This is a genomic window from Streptomyces sp. NPDC054813 (assembly GCF_053611365.1).
In genome coordinates this window covers 264,066-283,116 of the sequence record NZ_JBSHAF010000005.1, presented here as the reverse complement: position 1 = coordinate 283,116, position 19,051 = coordinate 264,066, and the positions used below count along the sequence as shown (strand labels likewise).

General features: G+C 71.4%; 18 protein-coding genes. 12 read left to right on the top strand and 6 right to left on the bottom strand.

Features of this window, described 5'->3' with window-relative positions:
* Positions 1-31 precede the first annotated feature (31 nt).
* Complete coding sequence (locus ACWGJB_RS12210; RefSeq protein ID WP_351732728.1) at positions 32-166, top strand: SPW_0924 family protein; 135 nt, start codon at positions 32-34, stop codon at positions 164-166.
* A 21-nt stretch (positions 167-187) separates the two neighbouring features.
* A complete protein-coding gene (locus tag ACWGJB_RS12205) occupies positions 188-1,180 on the top strand; it encodes a DUF3068 domain-containing protein (protein WP_453380097.1) in 993 nt (330 codons plus the stop codon).
* Here the strand turns inward: ACWGJB_RS12205 and hrpB are convergent.
* Both hrpB and ACWGJB_RS12195 read right to left on the bottom strand, forming a co-directional pair.
* Positions 1,170-3,680, bottom strand: a complete 2,511-nt coding sequence (gene hrpB, locus ACWGJB_RS12200; protein WP_453380096.1) for an ATP-dependent helicase HrpB — start codon at positions 3,678-3,680, stop codon at positions 1,170-1,172. The genes ACWGJB_RS12205 and hrpB overlap by 11 nt on opposite strands.
* An 84-nt stretch (positions 3,681-3,764) precedes the next feature.
* A complete protein-coding gene (locus ACWGJB_RS12195) occupies positions 3,765-4,616 on the bottom strand; it encodes a class I SAM-dependent methyltransferase (protein ID WP_453380282.1) in 852 nt (283 codons plus the stop codon).
* 364 nt (positions 4,617-4,980) lie between these two features.
* Between ACWGJB_RS12195 and rpsA the strand changes: the two genes are divergently transcribed.
* From rpsA to ACWGJB_RS12170, 5 genes are all read left to right on the top strand, one after another.
* Complete coding sequence (gene rpsA, locus ACWGJB_RS12190; protein ID WP_189947373.1) at positions 4,981-6,474, top strand: 30S ribosomal protein S1; 1,494 nt, start codon at positions 4,981-4,983, stop codon at positions 6,472-6,474.
* 343 nt (positions 6,475-6,817) lie between these two features.
* Complete coding sequence (locus ACWGJB_RS12185) at positions 6,818-8,344, top strand: flavin monoamine oxidase family protein (RefSeq protein ID WP_453380281.1); 1,527 nt, start codon at positions 6,818-6,820, stop codon at positions 8,342-8,344.
* Between the two features lie 168 nt (positions 8,345-8,512).
* Complete coding sequence (locus ACWGJB_RS12180) at positions 8,513-9,451, top strand: PAC2 family protein (RefSeq protein ID WP_453380095.1); 939 nt, start codon at positions 8,513-8,515, stop codon at positions 9,449-9,451.
* 126 nt (positions 9,452-9,577) lie between these two features.
* Entirely contained in the window at positions 9,578-10,189 is a 612-nt protein-coding gene (gene coaE / locus ACWGJB_RS12175) for a dephospho-CoA kinase (RefSeq protein ID WP_453380094.1), read from the top strand.
* A 72-nt stretch (positions 10,190-10,261) separates the two neighbouring features.
* On the top strand, positions 10,262-10,648 hold the full coding sequence (locus ACWGJB_RS12170) for a tetratricopeptide repeat protein (RefSeq protein WP_351326380.1): 387 nt from the start codon (positions 10,262-10,264) through the stop codon (positions 10,646-10,648).
* A 214-nt stretch (positions 10,649-10,862) separates the two neighbouring features.
* Here ACWGJB_RS12170 and ACWGJB_RS12165 read toward each other — a convergent pair whose 3' ends face one another.
* Positions 10,863-11,162: a DUF6343 family protein gene (locus ACWGJB_RS12165; protein ID WP_453380280.1), complete on the bottom strand. Its 300-nt coding sequence runs from the start codon at positions 11,160-11,162 to the stop codon at positions 10,863-10,865.
* A 66-nt stretch (positions 11,163-11,228) separates the two neighbouring features.
* Here ACWGJB_RS12165 and ACWGJB_RS12160 point away from each other — a divergent pair, with 66 nt between their 5' ends.
* The 3 genes from ACWGJB_RS12160 to ACWGJB_RS12150 all read left to right on the top strand — a co-directional run bounded on the left by ACWGJB_RS12160 (position 11,229) and on the right by ACWGJB_RS12150 (position 13,507).
* On the top strand, positions 11,229-12,173 hold the full coding sequence (locus ACWGJB_RS12160) for an acyltransferase domain-containing protein (protein WP_453380093.1): 945 nt from the start codon (positions 11,229-11,231) through the stop codon (positions 12,171-12,173).
* A gap of 57 nt (positions 12,174-12,230) precedes the next feature.
* Entirely contained in the window at positions 12,231-12,911 is a 681-nt protein-coding gene (locus ACWGJB_RS12155) for a class I SAM-dependent methyltransferase (protein ID WP_453380279.1), read from the top strand.
* Positions 12,912-13,021: 110 nt separating this feature from the next.
* Entirely contained in the window at positions 13,022-13,507 is a 486-nt protein-coding gene (locus ACWGJB_RS12150; protein ID WP_453380092.1) for a DoxX family protein, read from the top strand.
* A 74-nt stretch (positions 13,508-13,581) separates the two neighbouring features.
* Here ACWGJB_RS12150 and ACWGJB_RS12145 read toward each other — a convergent pair whose 3' ends face one another.
* Positions 13,582-14,187, bottom strand: a complete 606-nt coding sequence (locus tag ACWGJB_RS12145; protein WP_453380091.1) for an RNA-binding S4 domain-containing protein — start codon at positions 14,185-14,187, stop codon at positions 13,582-13,584.
* Between the two features lie 55 nt (positions 14,188-14,242).
* Here ACWGJB_RS12145 and ACWGJB_RS12140 point away from each other — a divergent pair, with 55 nt between their 5' ends.
* Complete coding sequence (locus ACWGJB_RS12140; protein ID WP_453380090.1) at positions 14,243-15,040, top strand: uracil-DNA glycosylase; 798 nt, start codon at positions 14,243-14,245, stop codon at positions 15,038-15,040.
* Between the two features lie 60 nt (positions 15,041-15,100).
* On the opposite strand, the gene ACWGJB_RS12135 is transcribed toward ACWGJB_RS12140, so the two are convergent.
* Both ACWGJB_RS12135 and ACWGJB_RS12130 read right to left on the bottom strand, forming a co-directional pair.
* Entirely contained in the window at positions 15,101-16,573 is a 1,473-nt protein-coding gene (locus ACWGJB_RS12135; protein ID WP_453380089.1) for a LamG domain-containing protein, read from the bottom strand.
* A 112-nt stretch (positions 16,574-16,685) separates the two neighbouring features.
* A complete protein-coding gene (locus ACWGJB_RS12130; protein ID WP_453380088.1) occupies positions 16,686-17,360 on the bottom strand; it encodes a GntR family transcriptional regulator in 675 nt (224 codons plus the stop codon).
* Between the two features lie 228 nt (positions 17,361-17,588).
* Here ACWGJB_RS12130 and ACWGJB_RS12125 point away from each other — a divergent pair, with 228 nt between their 5' ends.
* Entirely contained in the window at positions 17,589-19,046 is a 1,458-nt protein-coding gene (locus ACWGJB_RS12125) for an NCS1 family nucleobase:cation symporter-1 (protein WP_453380087.1), read from the top strand.
* Positions 19,047-19,051 lie beyond the last annotated feature (5 nt).

The following is a 19,051-nucleotide window of genomic DNA, read 5'->3' as shown; positions in this document are numbered from 1 at the left end:
CGGGAAGCAGTCGGCCGTCGGGAGGCCCCGCATGCGTGCCCTGATCGCCGCCGCGACCGGTCTCGCCCTCGCGCTGGTCCTGGTCGTCACGATCAGCGCCCTGGGGTCGCCGGCCGGGAAGACGTCCCCCAAGCCGCTGCTCACGACGGTGCCGTCACATCCGTAACCGCCGCCCCGGGAGGCCGAGATGCGCCGCAAGGCCAGTCTGGTCCTGCTCGCCTGCGCCGTGTTCTTCGCGGCACTGTCCCCGCTGCTGCGCTGGTACGCCTTCCCGCGCCTGGCCAAGATCCCCGCCAACCAGTACCAGGACATGGTCCTGGAGGCGAAGGACGCCACGCTCCTCGACTACGGCACCATGAAGGCGAAGAAGGTCCCCCGGGTCACCATCGTGCAGACCCTCAAGGGCGATGTGGCGGCCGCGCAGAAGATCGAGAAGACGGCGGGACGGGACGTCGTCGTCTGGGACGGCCTGTCCTACGTCCAGGGCCCCGACGGCAAGATGGTCTCCGAGATCCCCGAGCGCTACATCTTCGACGCCCACAGCCAGGAACCCGTCCATGCCACCGGCGAGATGGTCGACGGGGACCCGGTGAAACGGGACGGCATCGAGTTCAAGTGGCCGTTCCTGACCGAGAAGCGGGACTACGAGTACTTCGACGCGCAGACCCGCACCACCAACCCCATCCATTACAAGGGGACGCAGACCTTCCGGGGCGTCGAGGTCTACTACTTCGAGCAGACCATCCCCTGGACCAAGGTCCCCATGCCCAAGAAGATGCCGGTGCAGGGCATCACCCCCGAGACGGTCGCCAAGACCGGCACCACCCGCTGGTACACCACGGTCCGCAAGTTCTGGGTCGAGCCCGTCACCGGGGCACCCGTCTACGGCGAGGAGATCCACAAGGAGGAGCTGCGCGGCGGCACCCTGCTGGGCGGCCGCGCCAAGGTGACGGCCTTCGCCGGCGACGTGAAGATGCGCGAGGACTACATCGAGCACACGGTCGCCCTGGTCGAGCAGAACCGCACCCTCGTCCTGATGCTGACCTCCTACCTCCCGTGGGGCTTCCTCTCCCTCGGCATCGCGCTGCTCGCCCTCTCGCTCTGCCTGGAAGCCTTCGGCCGCCGCCCGGCCGACCCGGAACCGGCCGCGTCCACGGCCCCGGAACCGGTCAGCGCCTGAGCCGCGCGTTGGTGTGCCGGGTGGGCTCGGCGGCGGCGGGATCCTCGGGCCAGGGATGCTTCGGATAGCGACCGCGCAGTTCGGCCCGTACGCCCTTGTACCCGTCCCGCCAGAAGGAGGCGAGGTCGGCGGTGACGGCGGCGGGGCGCCCGGCGGGCGACAGCAGATGCACGAGCACCGGCACCCCGGCCACGGCGGGTGACTCCTGCGCCCCGAACATCTCCTGCACCTTCACGGCGAGGACGGGCTGCTCGGGGTTCTCGTAGTCGACCCGGATCCGCGACCCACTGGGTACGACGATCCGCTCGGGCGCCAGCTCGTCGAGCCGGCCCGCCTCCCCGCTCGCCCACGGCAGCAGCCGCCGCAGCGCCTCCCCGGCGTCGATCCGCCCGAGGTCGGCCCGGCGCCGGGCCCGGCTCAGCTCCGGTTCCAGCCACTCGTCCACGCGCGCGTGCAGCGCGTCCTCGGAGACGTCGGGCCAGGGCTCCCCGAGGCGCAGACGGAGAAACGCGAGCCGCTGCCGCAGTACGGCCGCGTCGGGCGTCCACCGCAGCAGGCCGAGCCCCTCCTGCCGCAGCCCGTCGAGGAGCGCGGCGCGGACGAGGGCCGGGTCGGCGTCCCGCAGCGGCCGCACCACGAGCTCGATCGCGCCGAGCCGCTCCACGCGCCGCGCGACGATGTCCCCGTCGGCCCAGCGGACCTCCTGGTCCTCGGAGTACAGCGACGCGGCCGCCGACCTGGCCGTGCCCTCGTCCACCACCGCGGCGAGCCGCACACGCGCGTGCCCTCTGCCGAGGGGACGGTCCGCGACGGCCACCGAGAGCCAGGGGGCGCCACGCAGCGGGCTGCCGTCGGCGAGCTCGGCCCGGGTGCCGGAGGCCATGAGATACGACCCGCCGTCGGCCTTGGCGACGCGCTCGGGAAAGGCGAGAGCGGCGACGAGTCCCACCGTGCGGTCGTCGACCGAGCCGTCCGAGGCGCGCTGGTCGTCCACCGTGCCGGCCGACATGCCCTGGTCGCCCGCCCGGAGCCGGCGTACCTCCGCGAGCCACCGGCCGGCGTAGGCGTCGCCGCCGCGCCGGGCCGCCCGCAGCGCGCCCGCCAGGTCGTCCCCGTACTCCCGCGGCGGCTCCTCGCTCAGCAGCGCGACCACCTCGGCACTCCCGCCTGGGCCGTCCAGCAACGCCCGCCCCAGCCGTGGATGCACCCCCAGCCGGGCCAGCCGCAGCCCCCGTTCCGTGGCCCGTCCGGCGGGATCGACCGCCCCGATCGCCGTCAGCACCTCCCGCGCCGCCGCCATCGCCCCGCCCGGCGGCGGATCCAGCAGCGCCAGCCCGGCGGCCCCGGGATCACCCCAGCAGGCCGCCTGGAGGGCGAACGCCGTCAGATCGGCCACCTTGATCTCCGGCGCCGGAAAGGAGGTCAGACGAGCGTCCTCGGCCTCGGACCAGCAGCGGTACACCGCTCCCGGAGCCTCCCGCCCGGCGCGGCCCGCCCGCTGCCGCCCGGCCGCCCGAGACGCCCGTACCGTCGCCAGCGCGCTCAGCCCGCGCGCGTGGTCGACCCGCGGCTCCCGCGCCAGCCCGGAGTCGACGACCACCCGCACCCCGGGGACGGTGAGCGACGACTCGGCGACCGCCGTGGCCAGGACCACCCGGCGCCGCTCCCCGGGGGCCAGCACCGCGTCCTGCACGGACGCCGGTGCCCGGCCGTGGACCTGGAGCACCGCCACGTCCCCCAGGTCACCCAGCTGGGCCGCCACCCGGGCGATCTCGCCCACGCCCGGCAGGAAGCACAGCACGTCCCCCGGACGCTCGGCCAGGGCCCGTCGCACCACCGACGCCACATGCGTCAGCAGCGCCGGGTCCACGCGCATCCCGTGCGGCGGCCGCACCGGCCGCACCGGCGGGGCCCACACCACCTCCACCGGGTACGACACGCCGTCGGCCTCGACCACCGGCGCACCGCCCAGCAGCCGCGCCCACCCCTGCGCGTCCGTGGTCGCCGAGGCGGCCACCAGGCGCAGCTCCGGGCGGAGCGTCTCGCGAACGTCCCAGAGGAAGGCCGCCACCGTGTCGGCGTCCAGATGCCGCTCGTGGCACTCGTCCAGGACGACGACATCCACGCCCGAAAGCTCCTGGTCGCGTTGCAGGCGCTGCAACAGCACACCGGTCGTGACGACCTCCACGCGCGCGTGCCGCCCCACGACGCGTTCGCCGCGCACGGTGTAGCCGACGCTCCGCCCGACCTGCTCACCGAGCAGCCAGGCCATCCGGCGGGCCGCCGCGCGCGCCGCGATCCGGCGGGGCTCGGCCACGACCACCCGCCGCGCGGGCCGCCCGCCGTCCAGCAGCCCGGCCAGCGCCAGTGGCACCAACGTCGTCTTGCCGGTGCCGGGCGGTGCCACCAGGACGGCGGTGCCGGGCCCGTCCAGGGCGTCGTCCAGACCCGGCAGGGCCTGTCGTACGGGCAGCGCCTCCAGGGCGTCGTAACGGATCACGGCCCTAGTGTCTTACGGCCGCCGAAAACGTCCCCACGCGCGCGTGCCCCTGCGCGCGTGCCTTTGTTCCGAGCCGCCGACGGCTCAGGTCCGCTCGCACACGAAGATCGCGGTCCCCGGCACGAGGTTGCCCCGCAGCGGCGACCAGCCACCCCATTCGGCCGTGTTCCAGGCCGGCCACTCCGGCTCCACCAGATCGACCAGCCGCAGGTCCGCGGAGACGATGTCCCGGACCCGGTCGCCGAGCGTGCGGTGGTGCTCGACGTACACCGCGTGACCGTCCTCGTCCTGCTCGACGTAGGGCGTGCGGTCGAAGTAGGACGCGGAGACCGAGAGGCCCTCGGGGCCCGGCTCGTCCGGGAACGCCCAGCGGACCGGGTGCGTCACGGAGAAGACGAAACGGCCCCCCGGGCGCAGCACCCGCCGCACCTCGCGCAGCACCAGACGCGGGTCGGCGACGAACGGGAGCGCGCCGTACGCCGAGCACGCCAGGTCGAAGGAGCCGTCGGCGAAGGGCAGCGCGCCGGCGTCGGCGCAGACGAGGGGAAACGATCCGCCGATGCGCAGCGCGTGCTGGAGCTGGCGGTGCGAGAGATCCAGGGCGACCGGACGGGCGCCCTGGGCAGCCAGCCAGCGCGAGCACTGGGCCGCGCCGGCGCCGATCTCCAGGACGTCCTTGCCCTTGAGGTCCTCCGGCGGGCCGAGCAGCTCCGCCTCCACCTCGTCGAGGCCCTCGGGACACCACACGAAACGGTCGTCGCCCAGGAACGTGCCGTGCTCGACCTGGTACTCGTCGGCGTTGCGGTCCCACCAGCCCCGGTTGGCGCGGCTGCTCTCCGTGACCCCGGCGGCACGCCGGGTGGCTTCGGGTTCGGCCTCTGTTCCGGTCTGTGACCCGGCCTCTTCGCGGTCGAACGAATCGGGCTCTTGGATGATCGGCTCCCTCGTCGTACTCTTCCGTGCAACCCGTTCGGGGGGGTGTCACGGAGGAGGTCTGTCAGGCCTGCGTGGCCTCACGGGACGGCTTTTGTGCCGGGTATGCGGCGATCCGCCCCGGGTGTGCGCCTTCGCGCATTGACCCTGTCCGGCTGCCCCCGTATGCTACAAGTTGCGCTGCGGGCCTGCGCACCTCAGACCTAGCAGGCTGCGCTCGCATCTGTTGTATGTCCCCTCGGTTGTCGAGGCGTCACCAGTGGTTCAGGTGACGCTTCCTAGGCTGTCCGGCTTCTACAGAGCGAAACAGGCTCCCGGCGTAAGCAGTACCTACGACTTCAATGTCCGTACCGGAGCCCTTTCTCACATGACGAGCAGCACCGAGACCACCGCCACCACCCCGCAGGTAGCGGTCAACGACATCGGTAACGAGGAAGCCTTCCTCGCCGCGATCGACGAGACGATCAAGTACTTCAACGACGGCGACATCGTCGACGGCGTCATCGTGAAGGTCGACCGGGACGAGGTCCTGCTCGACATCGGTTACAAGACCGAAGGTGTAATCCCGAGCCGCGAGCTCTCGATCAAGCACGACGTCGACCCCAACGAGGTCGTCGCCGTCGGTGACGAGATCGAGGCCCTTGTTCTCCAGAAGGAGGACAAGGAAGGCCGCCTGATCCTCTCGAAGAAGCGCGCCCAGTACGAGCGTGCCTGGGGCACCATCGAGAAGATCAAGGAAGAGGACGGGATCGTCACCGGTACCGTCATCGAGGTCGTCAAGGGTGGTCTCATCCTCGACATCGGCCTCCGTGGCTTCCTCCCGGCCTCCCTGGTCGAGATGCGCCGCGTCCGCGACCTCCAGCCCTACGTGGGCAAGGAGCTCGAGGCCAAGATCATCGAGCTGGACAAGAACCGCAACAACGTGGTCCTGTCCCGCCGCGCCTGGCTGGAGCAGACCCAGTCCGAGGTCCGCCAGACGTTCCTCACGACCCTCCAGAAGGGTCAGGTCCGCTCCGGTGTGGTCTCCTCGATCGTCAACTTCGGTGCCTTCGTGGACCTGGGTGGCGTCGACGGTCTGGTCCACGTCTCCGAGCTGTCCTGGAAGCACATCGACCACCCGTCCGAGGTTGTCGAGGTCGGCCAGGAAGTCACCGTCGAGGTCCTCGACGTCGACATGGACCGCGAGCGTGTCTCCCTGTCGCTGAAGGCGACCCAGGAAGACCCGTGGCAGCAGTTCGCCCGGACCCACCAGATCGGTCAGGTCGTCCCGGGTAAGGTCACCAAGCTGGTTCCGTTCGGTGCGTTCGTCCGCGTGGACGAGGGCATCGAGGGTCTGGTCCACATCTCCGAGCTGGCCGAGCGCCACGTGGAGATCCCGGAGCAGGTCGTCCAGGTCAACGACGAGATCTTCGTCAAGGTCATCGACATCGACCTCGAGCGTCGTCGCATCAGCCTCTCGCTGAAGCAGGCCAACGAGTCCTTCGGTGCCGACCCGGCCTCGGTCGAGTTCGACCCGACCCTGTACGGCATGGCTGCCTCGTACGACGACCAGGGCAACTACATCTACCCCGAGGGCTTCGACCCCGAGACCAACGACTGGCTCGAGGGCTACGAGACCCAGCGCGAGGCGTGGGAGCACCAGTACGCCGAGGCGCAGCAGCGCTTCGAGCAGCACCAGCAGCAGGTCATCAAGAGCCGCGAGGCCGACGCTGCCGCTGCCGCCGAGGGTGGCGAGGCTGCCGCTCCGGCCGCTTCGGGTGGCGGTTCGTACTCCTCCGAGGGTGCGGACACCTCCGGTGCGCTGGCCTCTGACGAGGCGCTGGCCGCGCTGCGTGAGAAGCTCGCGGGTGGCCAGAGCTGAACGCCAGCCGCTGGGCTTAGCTAGCCGGTAACTGAGGGGCCGTACCTTTCGAGGTGCGGCCCCTCAGTGTTTTTCCGGGGGGTGCGCCTTTGTGCGCATGCGCGGGCCCGCTGTGGCTGATCGCGCAGTTCCCCGCGCCCCTGGAGGGCGCTTCACTTCCCGTTCGCAGAAACGTGTGGGATACACGAGTAACCGCTGGGCCGTAACGCGGCGCTGGGACGCTTCCCCGGTCTTCGTTCAAGATCGAGAGAGGAGTCCAGGCATGGCACAGCCTCAGTACAGGTCAGGGACGAGCCGGCGGACGTTCCTGCGCAACGTCGGTCTCACCGGCGGCGCCGGCACCATGCTCGCCACCATGGGAGCCCTCGGCCTCGCGCCCACCGCCCAGGCCGCCCAGGGCGAACAGCCCTTCCGGGCGCCCGGCGCAAGCGACTTCACCCTCACCGGGCGCGCCGCGGCCAGGGTCGTCATCCTCGGCGGCGGCATCGCCGGCCTCGCGACCGCGTACGAACTGGGCAAGGCCGGCTACGACTGTACGATCCTGGAGGCCCGGGACCGTACCGGCGGACGCAACTTCACCGTGCGCGGCGGCGACTCGACCACCGACCTCTACGGCCATACGCAGACCGCGCGGTTCGCCGACGGCCACTACATGAACGCCGGGCCGGCCCGCATACCGCAGTGGATGATCACCCTCGACTACTGCCGCGAACTCGGCGTCCCCATAGAGGTGTTCACGAACACCAACGCCGACGCGTACCTCTACAACGAGTCCGCCGGCATGACGAGGCCCGAGCGCTACCGCACCGCCAAGGCCGACGTGTACGGCTACGTCGCGGAGTTGCTCGCCAAGGCCACCGACAAGGGCGCCCTGGACAAGGAGTTGACGGCCACCGACCAGGAGCGGCTCGTCGAGTTCCTCAAGGACTGGGGCGAACTCGGCGACAAGCTGACGTACGAGGGCGGCGAGCGGCGCGGATACACGACCGTACCGGCCGCCGCCGGCACACCCGGCGTGCTTCTCGGCGATGTCCCGGCCGCCTCCGAGGTGTTCGCGAGCGGTGTCGGACGCTACTTCTCCTTCGAGTTCGGCTTCGACCAGGCGATGCTGATGTTCCAGCCGGTCGGCGGCATGGACCGGATACCCAAGGCGCTCACCCGCGCGATCGGCGCCCACCGAATCCGTACCGGAGCCGTCGTCTCCAGGATCACCGACAAGGGCGACGGCGTCACCGTGACCTACACCCAGGGCGGCCGTACCAAGGCCGTTGACGCCGACTACTGCGTGGCCGCCATGCCGCCCAACATCCTCGCCAAGGTGCCGCACAACCTGGGCTCCGGCGTGCAGAGCGCCCTGGCGGCCGTCACCCCGTCGTCCGCAGCCAAGATCGGCCTCGAATACCGCTCCCGCTGGTGGGAACTGGACCACCGCATCTACGGCGGCATCACCGAGACCGACCAGGACGTCACCCACATCTGGCACCCCTCGTACGGCTTCCACGGTGAACGAGGCGTCCTCATCGGCTACTACAACTACGACGACGACGCCGACTCCTATGCCAAGCTCACCCCGGCCCAGCGCGAACAGCGCGCCGTGGCCGCCGGCGTGAAGATCTACGGCGACAAGTACCGCACCGAACTGGCCTCCTCCTTCTCCCACCACTGGCGCCAGACCCCCCATCTGGAGGCCGCCTGGCACGACACCCCCGGCGGTCCCGACGACGTGCGCTACAAGCCGCTCAACGAGCCCACCGGCCGCGTCTACTTCGCCGGCGACTGGCTCAGCTACATGGACGCCTGGCAGCACGGCGCGTTCAGCTCCGCGCGAAAGGCGGTCACGGCACTGCACGCGCGCGTGCTGTCCGCGTAGGGCGCGACAGGGCGGTGCCCGCACGGGCACGGGGCCGCGTTCTTCGGCACGAGAAGAGCGGACTCCGGCATGAGAAGAAGGTGAGTGGTCGGTTCATCGGAGCGGCGGCGGGAATGCCCGCCGCCCCTGCCACGTTGTCCCGTACGAACACGAGGAGGAGCGGTCACAGTGCTTGATCCGCAGGGTTTGTACGCATGGGAGCCGAAGGGCCTCGCCGTGGTGGACATGGCGCTGGCCCAGGAGTCGGCCGGTCTTGTCATGCTCTACCACTTCGACGGATACATCGACGCGGGCGAGACCGGCGACCAGATCGTCGACCGGCTCCTCGACTCGCTGCCCCACCAGGTCGTCGCCCGCTTCGACCACGACCGGCTCGTGGACTACCGGGCCCGCCGCCCGCTGCTGACCTTCAAGCGGGACCGCTGGACCGAGTACGAGGAGCCGACCATCGAGGTCCGGCTGGTCCAGGACGCCACGGGCGCACCGTTCCTGTTGCTGTCCGGCCCCGAGCCGGACGTCGAGTGGGAGCGCTTCGCCGCGGCCGTACGGCAGATCGTGGAGCGGCTCGGTGTCCGGCTGTCCGTGGACTTCCACGGCATTCCCATGGGCGTTCCGCACACCCGTCCCGTCGGCCTCACACCGCACGGCAACCGCACCGACCTCGTCCCGGGCCACAGCAGCCCCTTCGACGAGGCCCAGGTGCCCGGCAGCGCCGCGTCGCTGCTCGAATACCGCCTCATGGAGTCCGGCCACGACGTCCTGGGCGTCGCCGCGCACGTCCCGCACTACATCGCCCGCTCCGCCTACCCCGACGCCGCCCTGACCGTCCTGGAGGCCATCACGGGCGCCACCGGTCTGGTGCTCCCGAGCATCGCGCACGCGCTGCGCACGGACGCGTACCGCACGCAGACGGAGATCGACCGCCAGATCCAGGAGGGCGACGAGGAACTCACCGCCCTGGTCCAGGGCCTTGAGCACCAGTACGACGCCGCCGCGGGCGCCGAGACCCGGGGCAACATGCTCGCCGAGCCGGTGGAGATCCCCTCGGCGGACGAGATCGGCCAGGAGTTCGAGCGCTTCCTCGCGGAGCGGGAGGGCGACAACTAATCCCCCTCCGGGACCTACACCGGGCCCGACGGGCCTTGAAGCAGTACCGGTTCGGTGGGGTCCGGGTCCGCTCGGCAGCAGGGCCGGTCGGGCCCGGTGTCGGTGGCAGGGCCTAAGCTTCGGGGCATGCTGAAAGTGGGCCTCACCGGCGGGATCGGCGCCGGCAAGAGCGAGGTGTCGCGGCTGCTCGTCGGGCACGGCGCGGTGCTGATCGACGCGGACCGCATCGCGCGTGAGGTCGTCGAGCCGGGAACCCCCGGTCTGGCGGCCGTCGTCGAGGCCTTCGGGCCGGACGTGCTCGCCGCCGACGGCACCCTGGACCGGCCGAAGCTGGGCTCGATCGTCTTCACCGACCCCGAGAAGCTCGCCGTACTGAACTCGATCGTGCACCCCCTGGTCGGGTCCCGCTCCCGCGAGCTGGAGAACACGGCCGCCACGGACGCGGTGGTGATCAACGACGTTCCGCTCCTCACGGAGAACGGCCTCGCGCCGTTCTACGACGTCGTGGTCGTCGTGGACGTCGCCCCCGAGACCCAGCTCGACCGGCTGACACGGCTGCGGGGAATGGCCGAGGAGGACGCACGCGCGCGCATGGCCGCGCAGGCGACGCGCGAGAAACGCCTGGAGATCGCGGACATCGTGATCGACAACGACGTACCCCTGGACGTACTCGAAGAGCGGGTCGCCCAGGTGTGGGCGGACCTCGTGCGCCGGGCGCGGGAGGGCGGTACGGATTGACGGTCACGCGTCTTCGAAATAGCGGGCACCCGTCCGGGCGTTGAACCGCTTCAGTGAGGGAAGGACTTTGCCGTGCCCGAGACCAGCGGTTCGACCGGACGTACTCCGGAGACGCATGTCATCGACTTCCGTGCCGCGGAGCAACTGCTCAACGCACGGGACCCACGGGGTGCGGTGAAACTGCTCGACGGAGTGATCGCCGCACACCCCGAGAACACCGCCGCCCGGCTGCTGCGCGCGCGAGCCTTCTTCGCCGCCGCGCAACTGCGCCCCGCCGAGCTGGAGTTCACCATCGTCCTGGAACGCGAGCCGGACAACGCGTTCGCGCACTTCGCGCTCGCCCGCACCTACCAACGCCAGGGCCGCGCCGACCTCGCGATACGCCACTTCCGGCTCGCGGCCGCCCTGGACCCCAACCCCGAGTACCTGAAGGCGGCCCGCTTCGACGACGCCGGGTGAGCGGACAACTCCCCAGGGCAGCCGGGTCCGACGACGCGAGACCGAATGCTCTCCAGGGCCGCCCGGTTCGTGGGCACGTGAGCCGTGTCCGCCCGAGGCCACCCCGTTTCGAGGGCGCGGGAGCGGATGTTCGGCTGAACCGCCCGGTTCGTGGGCGCGTGAGCGGATGATCAGCCGGCTCGCCCGAGTCGGCCACCCGTGAGCGGACGGCTGCTCACGGGTGGCGGTGCTGCGGCGGGCGCCGCAGTCGCCGCGGGCCGCTGTCCGCCGGCCGGTACGGCGGCACATCACGGCCCGGCTGATAGTGCGGGCCCTGCCTGATGTGCCTGAGGATCATGGTCATGTCGGCGGTGGCCACCAGCCACAGCACCCCACAGGCGGCCGCCCAGCCCGGACGGCCGACGAACGCGAACGCCGCCGTGCCGAAGATCGCCCAGGTCACGCCCCACACACTCAGCCACAACCGCGCCCGCAGCGCACTGCGCGCGGTCGCCGGTTCACTGCCCGTACGCATCATGGATCACCACTCCTCCTTGCAACGTACTCTTCGACCAGGACGTTCACCAAGGGGGACCCCGCCGTGCTGCCGGACGCCGACGACCTGCCCGACCTGCTCCTCGACCTCGCCGTGCCGCACGAGGACATCAACGAGGTGGTGGCCCTGCGGCGGACCGTGACCGCCGATCCCGGAGTGCTGCGGCTGCTCGCCGAATGCGCCGACGAGGTCACCGGCGCCACGGCCGCTCCGGCTGCCCCGGCGGGGGCCGACGGCCCGTCCGGGCTCGGCGAGCTCACCGCCACCGCTCCGGCCGCACTGGACGGCTACTTCCTGGTCTACGTCTTCCTCGCCGCACTGCCCCACGCCCACGCGTACCACCAGGCGCGGGGCATCCCCGCCGACGTGTCCCGGCGCACGCTCGCCGACCTGGGGCGCGGTATGACGCTGCACCGCAGGCGCTACGGCAGGGGAGGACTGTCGGCCCTCCAGGCGTCCTGGCTCATCCGCCACTTCCGCGGCGAGCTCTACCAGCTGGGCCGGCTGCAGTACGAGCGGGCCCGGCTCGGCGAGCGCACGGCACGGGCGGTCACGGCGACCGCGTCGGGCTCGTCCGGGTCCGTGGCTCCGGGGCAGCCCTGCCTGAACCTGCACATACCCGACTACCGCGGGCCGCTGACCCCCGGCGCCTGCGACCGCTCGCTGGCCCTGGCACGGGAGTTCTTCCCCCGGTACTTCCCCGAGGAGGAGTACGCGGTCGCGACCTGCCACTCCTGGCTGCTCGACCCACAGCTGAGGCGGTACCTGCGAGCGGACTCGAACATCGTCCGCTTCCAGGACCGGTTCCGGGCCGGGCACGAGGACACCGAACCGGTCGACACCACAGCGGTCCAGTTCGTCTTCGGCGCCCCGGACCTGCCGGTACAGGACCTGCCCCGGCGCACGTCGGTGGAGCGGGCGGTCGGCGACCACCTGCGGGCGGGCGGCCACTGGTACCTCGGACACGGATGGTTCCCCTGGAGAGAGTGACGCCACGGCGGGAACGCCCTTACGGGGGTGGGCCGTTGTCCGGGCATGACAGTTGAAATGCGGGAGGGGTACGAGGGGACAGGTCCCGGTGCCATCACTCCGGACGGCTGCGCGGTGGAGCTCTACTCGCGGCTGTCCGTCGGCAGCGAGCCGGACATCATCGAGGCGGCGGTCCCGGCCGGCGCCCACATCCTGGAACTGGGCAGTGGCGTGGGGCGGATGACCCACCCGCTCCTGGAGCGCGGGTTCACGGTCACGGCGGTGGACGAGTCGGCGGAGATGCTGGCGCGCGTCCGCGGAGCACGCACCGTACACAGCACCATCGAAGGGCTCGACCTGGGCGAGAAGTTCGACGTGGTGATACTCGCGTCGTTCCTGGTGAACACCGGGGACGCGGAGGTACGCCGGGGCATGCTGCGCACCTGCGTGGCACATGTGGCGGACGGCGGCTGCGTGCTCATCCAGCGGGAGGGCGCCGACTACCACTCGAAAGTGCCGAGGGAACGGGTCGACCCCAGCGGCTACACGGTACGGATCGCGTCCGTGGAGCCGGTCGGGGACGGGGTGAACTCGGTGCGCGCGGAGTACGAGTTCCCGGACGCGGCCTGGACACAGACGTTCCTGGCCCGGCCGCTCACCCAGGAACAGTTCGAGGAGGCGCTCACGGAAGCGGGACTGGAGGTGACCGAGTACCTGACCGAGGACGGGGTGTGGGTGAGGGCGGTACCGGCGCCCTAGCGAGAAGCGGCGGGCGGCCGGGAAATCCCGGCGGCGGTCGATGAGTTCTCCGGCGGCGACGGGTCTACCCCTGTGACAGCAACAGGGACCGCTTCCCCTAGGAGAACCCCATGGCCGAGCCCACCGCTTCCGCCTCCCTCGCCGCTTCCGCCGCTCTCACCGCCCCTGCCCCGGCACCGGCCCCCGTCGTCGCCGAGTCGGCGACGGCTCGGGGCCGCCGGGCCCGCCTGGCCCTGCGCACGGTGCAGGTGCTGCTCGCCCTCTTCTACGCCGTCGCGAGCGCGCTGCCCAAGCTGATCGCGCACCCGTCGGCTGTCGAGTCCTTCGACAGGATCGGCTGGGGCAGCCCGGGCATGTACACCATCGGCGCGCTCGAACTGGCCGGTGCCGTCGCCCTGTTGATACCGGTGCTGCAGTCGGTGGCGGCGGCGGCACTGAGTGCGCTCATGGTGGGCGCGTTCATCGTCCAGCTCACCGTCTTCGACGGCCAGTACGCGGCGACCCCGCTGATCCTGATCGTGCCGCTGGCCCTGATCGCCTGGGCCCGGCGCGGACAGAACGCAAGGCTGTGGGGACTGGTGCGACGACGGGCATGACACCCCGCATTCGCCGAACGAGAGCAGAGCCGGAACCCGACCTGGCCGAGCCCTGTGGAGTCAGCCCCGGTGGATCACCGTCCGCCGGGGCGTCCGCCGTCCGGTCGGCCCATTCCGCTCGTTCCGCCCGCGCCCCCCATTCCGCCGAGGCCGCGCAGGCGTTCCAGATCGCGGCGGTCGCGCTTGGTGGGGCGGCCGGTGCCGCGGTCGCGCAGGCCGATGGGGACGAAGGCCCCGCGGGGCGGGGGCGGCGGCGAGTTGTCGACGTAGCACTGGGCGGCCACCGGGGCGCCGACCCGCTTGCGGATCAGGCGCTTCACGATGACGATCCGCTCCCGCCCCTCCTGGCGCAGCCGCACCTCGTCGCCGACGCGCACGGAGTGGGCGGGCTTGACCCGTTCGCCGTTCACCTGGACGTGCCCGCCCCGGCAGGCGGTGGCTCCCATCGAGCGCGTCTTGATCAGGCGCACAGCCCAGATCCAGCTGTCGATCCGCACGTTCTCACCGGGAGCGGGCCCCGCGGCCTCGGCGGCGGCGACGGCCGCGGCGACGGCGGCGGGGTCGGAGTCGGGGGCCTGGACGGCAGGCGCTACGGTGCCTTCGGCAGGCCCGGCCGGGACGGGGTTTCCCGTCCCACCGCTCTCGCGCTCCCTGCTCTCGCCCGCGTCCTCAGAAGCCATGCCCCGACCTTAGCCCCCCGAGCCGAGAGAAACGGAGCCGATTTCCCGGACGCCCATGTGCCCCGCTCGCGTCGACCGGATCGATCCGGCGCGGCCCGGTCCGCCCGGCTCTACCGTTGACCTTGTGCCCCACCCCCCGCCCTCCCCTCCCCCTCCTCCCTCCCCGCCCACCCCCCTCGACCTCCTCGACCAGCGGGTCAGCGCCTGCCGGGCCTGCCCTCGCCTGGTCGCCTGGCGCGAGGAGGTGGCGCGTACCAAGCGCGCCGCGTTCGCCGAGTGGACGTACTGGGGCCGGCCCGTCCCCGGCTTCGGGCCGCCCGACGCCCCGCTGCTGATCATCGGCCTCGCCCCGGCCGCGCACGGCGGCAACCGCACCGGCCGGATGTTCACCGGCGACCGCTCCGGCGACGTGCTGTACCAGGCGCTGTACGACGTCGGGCTCGCCTCGCAGCCGACGTCGGAGCGCATGGACGACGGTCTGGAGCTGTACGGCGTGCGCATCACCGCGCCCGTGCACTGTGCCCCGCCCGACAACAAACCAACCCCCGAGGAGCGCGACACCTGCCGGTCCTGGCTGGTCGAGGAGCTGACGTTGCTGCGGCCGACGGCGCGCGCCGCCGTCGTGCTCGGCGCCTTCGGCTGGCAGGCCACGCTGCCCGCGTTGGCCGCGGCCGGCTGGAGAGTGCCCCGGCCCCGGCCGGCCTTCGCCCACGGCGCCCGGGTCGACCTCGACGGCCTGGACCTCTTCGGCTGCTTCCACGTCAGCCAGCGCAACACCTTCACCGGCCGCCTCACCCCCGAGATGCTCCGCGATGTGCTGGCGACGGCGGCGGAGGCGGCCGGGCTGCGGTGACGGGCGGGGGCGGCCGGGCTGCGGTGACGGGCTGCGGGCGGCGGGCGGCGGGCGGCGGGCTCAGACTATGCGGGCCGCCGCCACCGGGCGGTCGGTGACCGGGCGGGTGCCGGTGGACGCGGACGAGTTGACGCTCCAGCGGTAGCGGGAGAACGCGCCGGTGGCGTTGGCGGCGTAGAACATCATGTGGGCGATGCCGACGCCCTGGAAGCTCTCGCCGTCCACGTTGCTGACCATGCGGGTGTCGGGGTACTGCGGGTAGTTGCTCAGGCCGTACACGCCGTGCGGGTCGGACGTGCAGTCGATGATCTCGACGGCGTACTGGGTCTCGTCCGGGAAGTCGGCGACCCCGCTGAAGACCCCCTTGACCTCACGGACCACCACGATGTGTCCGGTGCTCTCGGTGACCTGCCCGTTGTAGTCGACCGCGATCAGATCGCCCGGCCGTAGGTCGGTGACCTTGCGGACGGGACGGAAACGCGGGCCGCCGGTGTCCTTCAGGAAGGCCGCGCAGTAGTTTGCGGCCTCCGGGCCCCGCTGCCGGAAGTACTGGAGGAAGTAGGCGTCGGTCGCCCAGCCGTAGGTGTGTCTGAGCAGCGCCGTGACGAAGGACGCACAGCGGGCCCGGGCCACCCAACTCGCCAGGTCGTCCGGGCGGCCCCAGCCGACGGTCGCCGTCGCGTTCGTCAGATAGACGTTGTTGGCGCGTGCCGTGGCGCCGCTGACCAGGGCGACCTCGGCGGCGCTCAGGGCGCGGCCGTAGGCGCGGACGTCGTCGATCGCGCCCTTGAAGCGGTTGACATAGCCGCCGTCCCAGCGGGCCCGGCCGATGCTGAAGCCCTCGGGCGCGGCCCAGGACAGGGTCGTGTCGGCGCTGCCTTCCAGTACGCCGTTCACATACAGCTGGACGCGGGTGCCGTCCCAGACACCCGTGAGGTGGGTCCAGACGCCCGTCCTGGTGACAGGCGTGGCGGCCAGTGCGGAGATCTTGGCGCTCTGGTCCTCGCTGCGCACCTTGAAGGCCCAGGTCCCGGCCACGGCGTCGTACTGGAGCAGGAAGCGGCTGACGCTGCCGCCGTCCTGGCTGACTGCCGTGTACGTGTGGGTCAGCACGGCGTCGTCGGCCAGCCGGACCCAGGCCGCGACCGTGAACGGAGCCGTGGTGTCCAGCACCGAGCCGGTGGCCGCGTGGGCACCGGAGGTGCCGTCGAAGCTCAGCTCACCGCCTGCCCGCAGAGTGGTCCAGCCCGCCCCGGAGCCCAGGGCGACGGGATGCTCCAGGCCGGAGCGGTCGGTGCCGGAGCCGTCCAGCGGCCAGTGCCCGGCCAGTCCCGTCGGCAGATGGCCGGCCGCCAGCATGCGCTGGTAGTGCACCAGTCGCTCGGCCTCGGCCAGATGCGGTACGGCGACCGGGGCGAACGGCGTGTCCAGCGGGGTGTCGGCCGCGGCGGTCCCCGCGCCCGCCGCCAGGCCGCCCACCCCGCCCATCCCCACGAGTGCGGCTCCGCTCGACAGCCCCCGACTGTTCACCATGGTCGTGCCTCCCCGTGTGATCCGATCGGACCCGTTCCGATCTTCACTGGTGATGAGAAATCTAGGAGATCTCCGTGCGAACTGGTGTTCCTGTGGACAACTCGACGCGAGGTCAGAGCCGCTGCTCGGTCTCCTCGCCGAAGAGGTGCCGTACCGTCGACCGGTAGTTGGCCTGGACGTGGCCGAGGGCGAGGGCGCGGGCGCGGTCCGGGTCGCCGGAGGCGATCGCGTCGTACAGCTCGCGGTGTTCGGTGAGCAGTTGCGGCCACTCCTCGTTCCGCCGGGTGAGCCAGCGCAGCCGGCCGTCGACCGGTTCCATCACCGAGATGAGCAGGCTGTTGCCGGCCAGGGCCAGGACCCGGTCGTGGAAACGGGTGTTGATGTCGGTGATCGTCTCGGCGTCCCCGGCCCGCGTCGCGGTGGCGGCCCGGTCGAGCAGATCCCGCAGCTCGGCCAGGGCCTGCGGGGTCGCCCGCGTCGCCGCCAGCCCGGCCGCGTACACCTCCAGCGCCTCGCGCAGTTCGAAGAGCTCCTTGACGTCGGTCGGGGTCAGTCGGCGTACGACGGTCCGGCGGGCCGACTCGAAGAGGACGAAGCCCTCGGCGACCAGGGCCCGGATCGCCTCCCGGACCGGCACCCGGGACACCCCGAACCGCTCGGCCAGCTCGCGCTCGACCAGCCGGTCGCCCGGGCCCAGACGCCCCGCGATGATGTCCTGCCGCAGGGTCGCGAGGACGCGCTCGCGCACCGCGCCCAGGGGTTCGATCTTCGTCGTGGGGGATCCCATGAGGCCATCTTCGCCGACCCGAGGGGGCTTTTACGGAGCCGTAACGGGACGGACATCGGTCGGAACGCTTGACGGGAGGACCATGACGACAGTTTGGTATACCAAACGCGCGCATCATCCGGCAGTCACCCTCCGCCCTCCCCGTCCCCGTAGCCCGTTGCCCCCGCGGTCCTCGTAGTCCCCGCGGTCCTCGTAGTCCTCGCGTTCCTCGTAGTCCCTGGAGGCCCCGTGTCCCTGGCCGACCGCGCCGAAGCCACCGGCGCACCCGCGTTCGTCCCCGACCCCCGGCTCACCAACGAAGACCTCGCCCCCGCCGAGAAGCGGAACTGGAAGGTCTTCGACCTCTTCGCCATGTGGATGTCCGACGTCCACAACCTGGGCAACTACACCTTCGCCGCCGGCCTGCTGGTCCTCGGTATGAACGTGTGGCAGGTCTTCACCTCCCTCCTCGTCGGCTTCGTGCTCATCTACGTCGGCATGAACTGGATGGGGCGGATCGGCCAGCGCCACGGCGTGCCGTTCCCGGTGGTCAGCCGGATCAGCTTCGGCGTCTGGGGCGCCAACATCCCGGCCCTGATCCGGGCCGTGATCGCCATCATGTGGTACGGCATCCAGACCTACCTGGCGTCCGTCGCCGTCAACGTGATGCTGCTGGCGGCCTGGCCCGGCCTGGAGCCCTGGACACACCACTCCTTCCTGGGCCTGGACGCGCTCGGCTGGATCTCCTTCGTCTCCCTCTGGCTGATCCAGGCGGCGATCATCAGCCGGGGCATGGAGACGATCCGCAAGTTCCAGGACTTCTGCGGCCCCGCGATCTGGCTGGTCATGATCGCACTCGCCGTCTGGATCCTCGCCAAGGCCCACTGGACCATCTCGCTCACCTCCACCCCGCACCCGGTGTCGACCGGCGAGCAGTGGCGGCAGTGGTTCGGCGCGATCGGCCTGATCCTCGCCACCTACGGCACGCTGATGCTCAACTTCTGCGACTTCTCCCGCTTCGCACCGGACTACCGCACCGTCCGCCGCGGCAACTTCTGGGGTCTGCCCGTCAACTCGACGGCCTTCGTGGTCGTCTCGGTGATCGTCACGGCCGGCTCGCTGGAGGTCTTCGGCGAGGCCATCACCGACCCCGCCGAGCTGGTCGCCAAGGTCGGCAACACCTGGGTCCTGGTCGTGGCCGCACTGACCTTCGCGGTCGCCACCATGGGCGTCAACATCGTCGCCAACTTCGTCTCACCGGCGTACGACCTGGCCAACGTCTGGCCGCAGAAGATCAGCTTCCGGGTCGGCGGCATGATCAGCACGGTCGCCGCGCTGGTCGTCACCCCCTGGAACCTCTTCTCCAACCCCACCGTCGTCAACTACTTCCTCGGCGGCCTCGGCGCCTTCCTGGGCCCGCTGTTCGGCGTGATCATGGTCGACTACTACTGGGTCAAGCGCGGCAAGGTGGACGTCGAGAAACTGTTCGACGCGACGCCGGGATCGCCGTACCACTACCGCAAGGGCGTCAACCCCAAGGCGCTGTGGGCGTTCCTGCCGTCGGCGGCGGTCGCGGCGGTGCTCGCGCTGGTGAAGACGTTCAGCGAGGTGGCGCCGTACTCCTGGTTCATCGGAACGGCGCTGGCCGCCGGACTGTACGCGGCGCTCTGCCGCACCGACCGAGCCGTCGCACCCCGGGAGGCCTGACGACC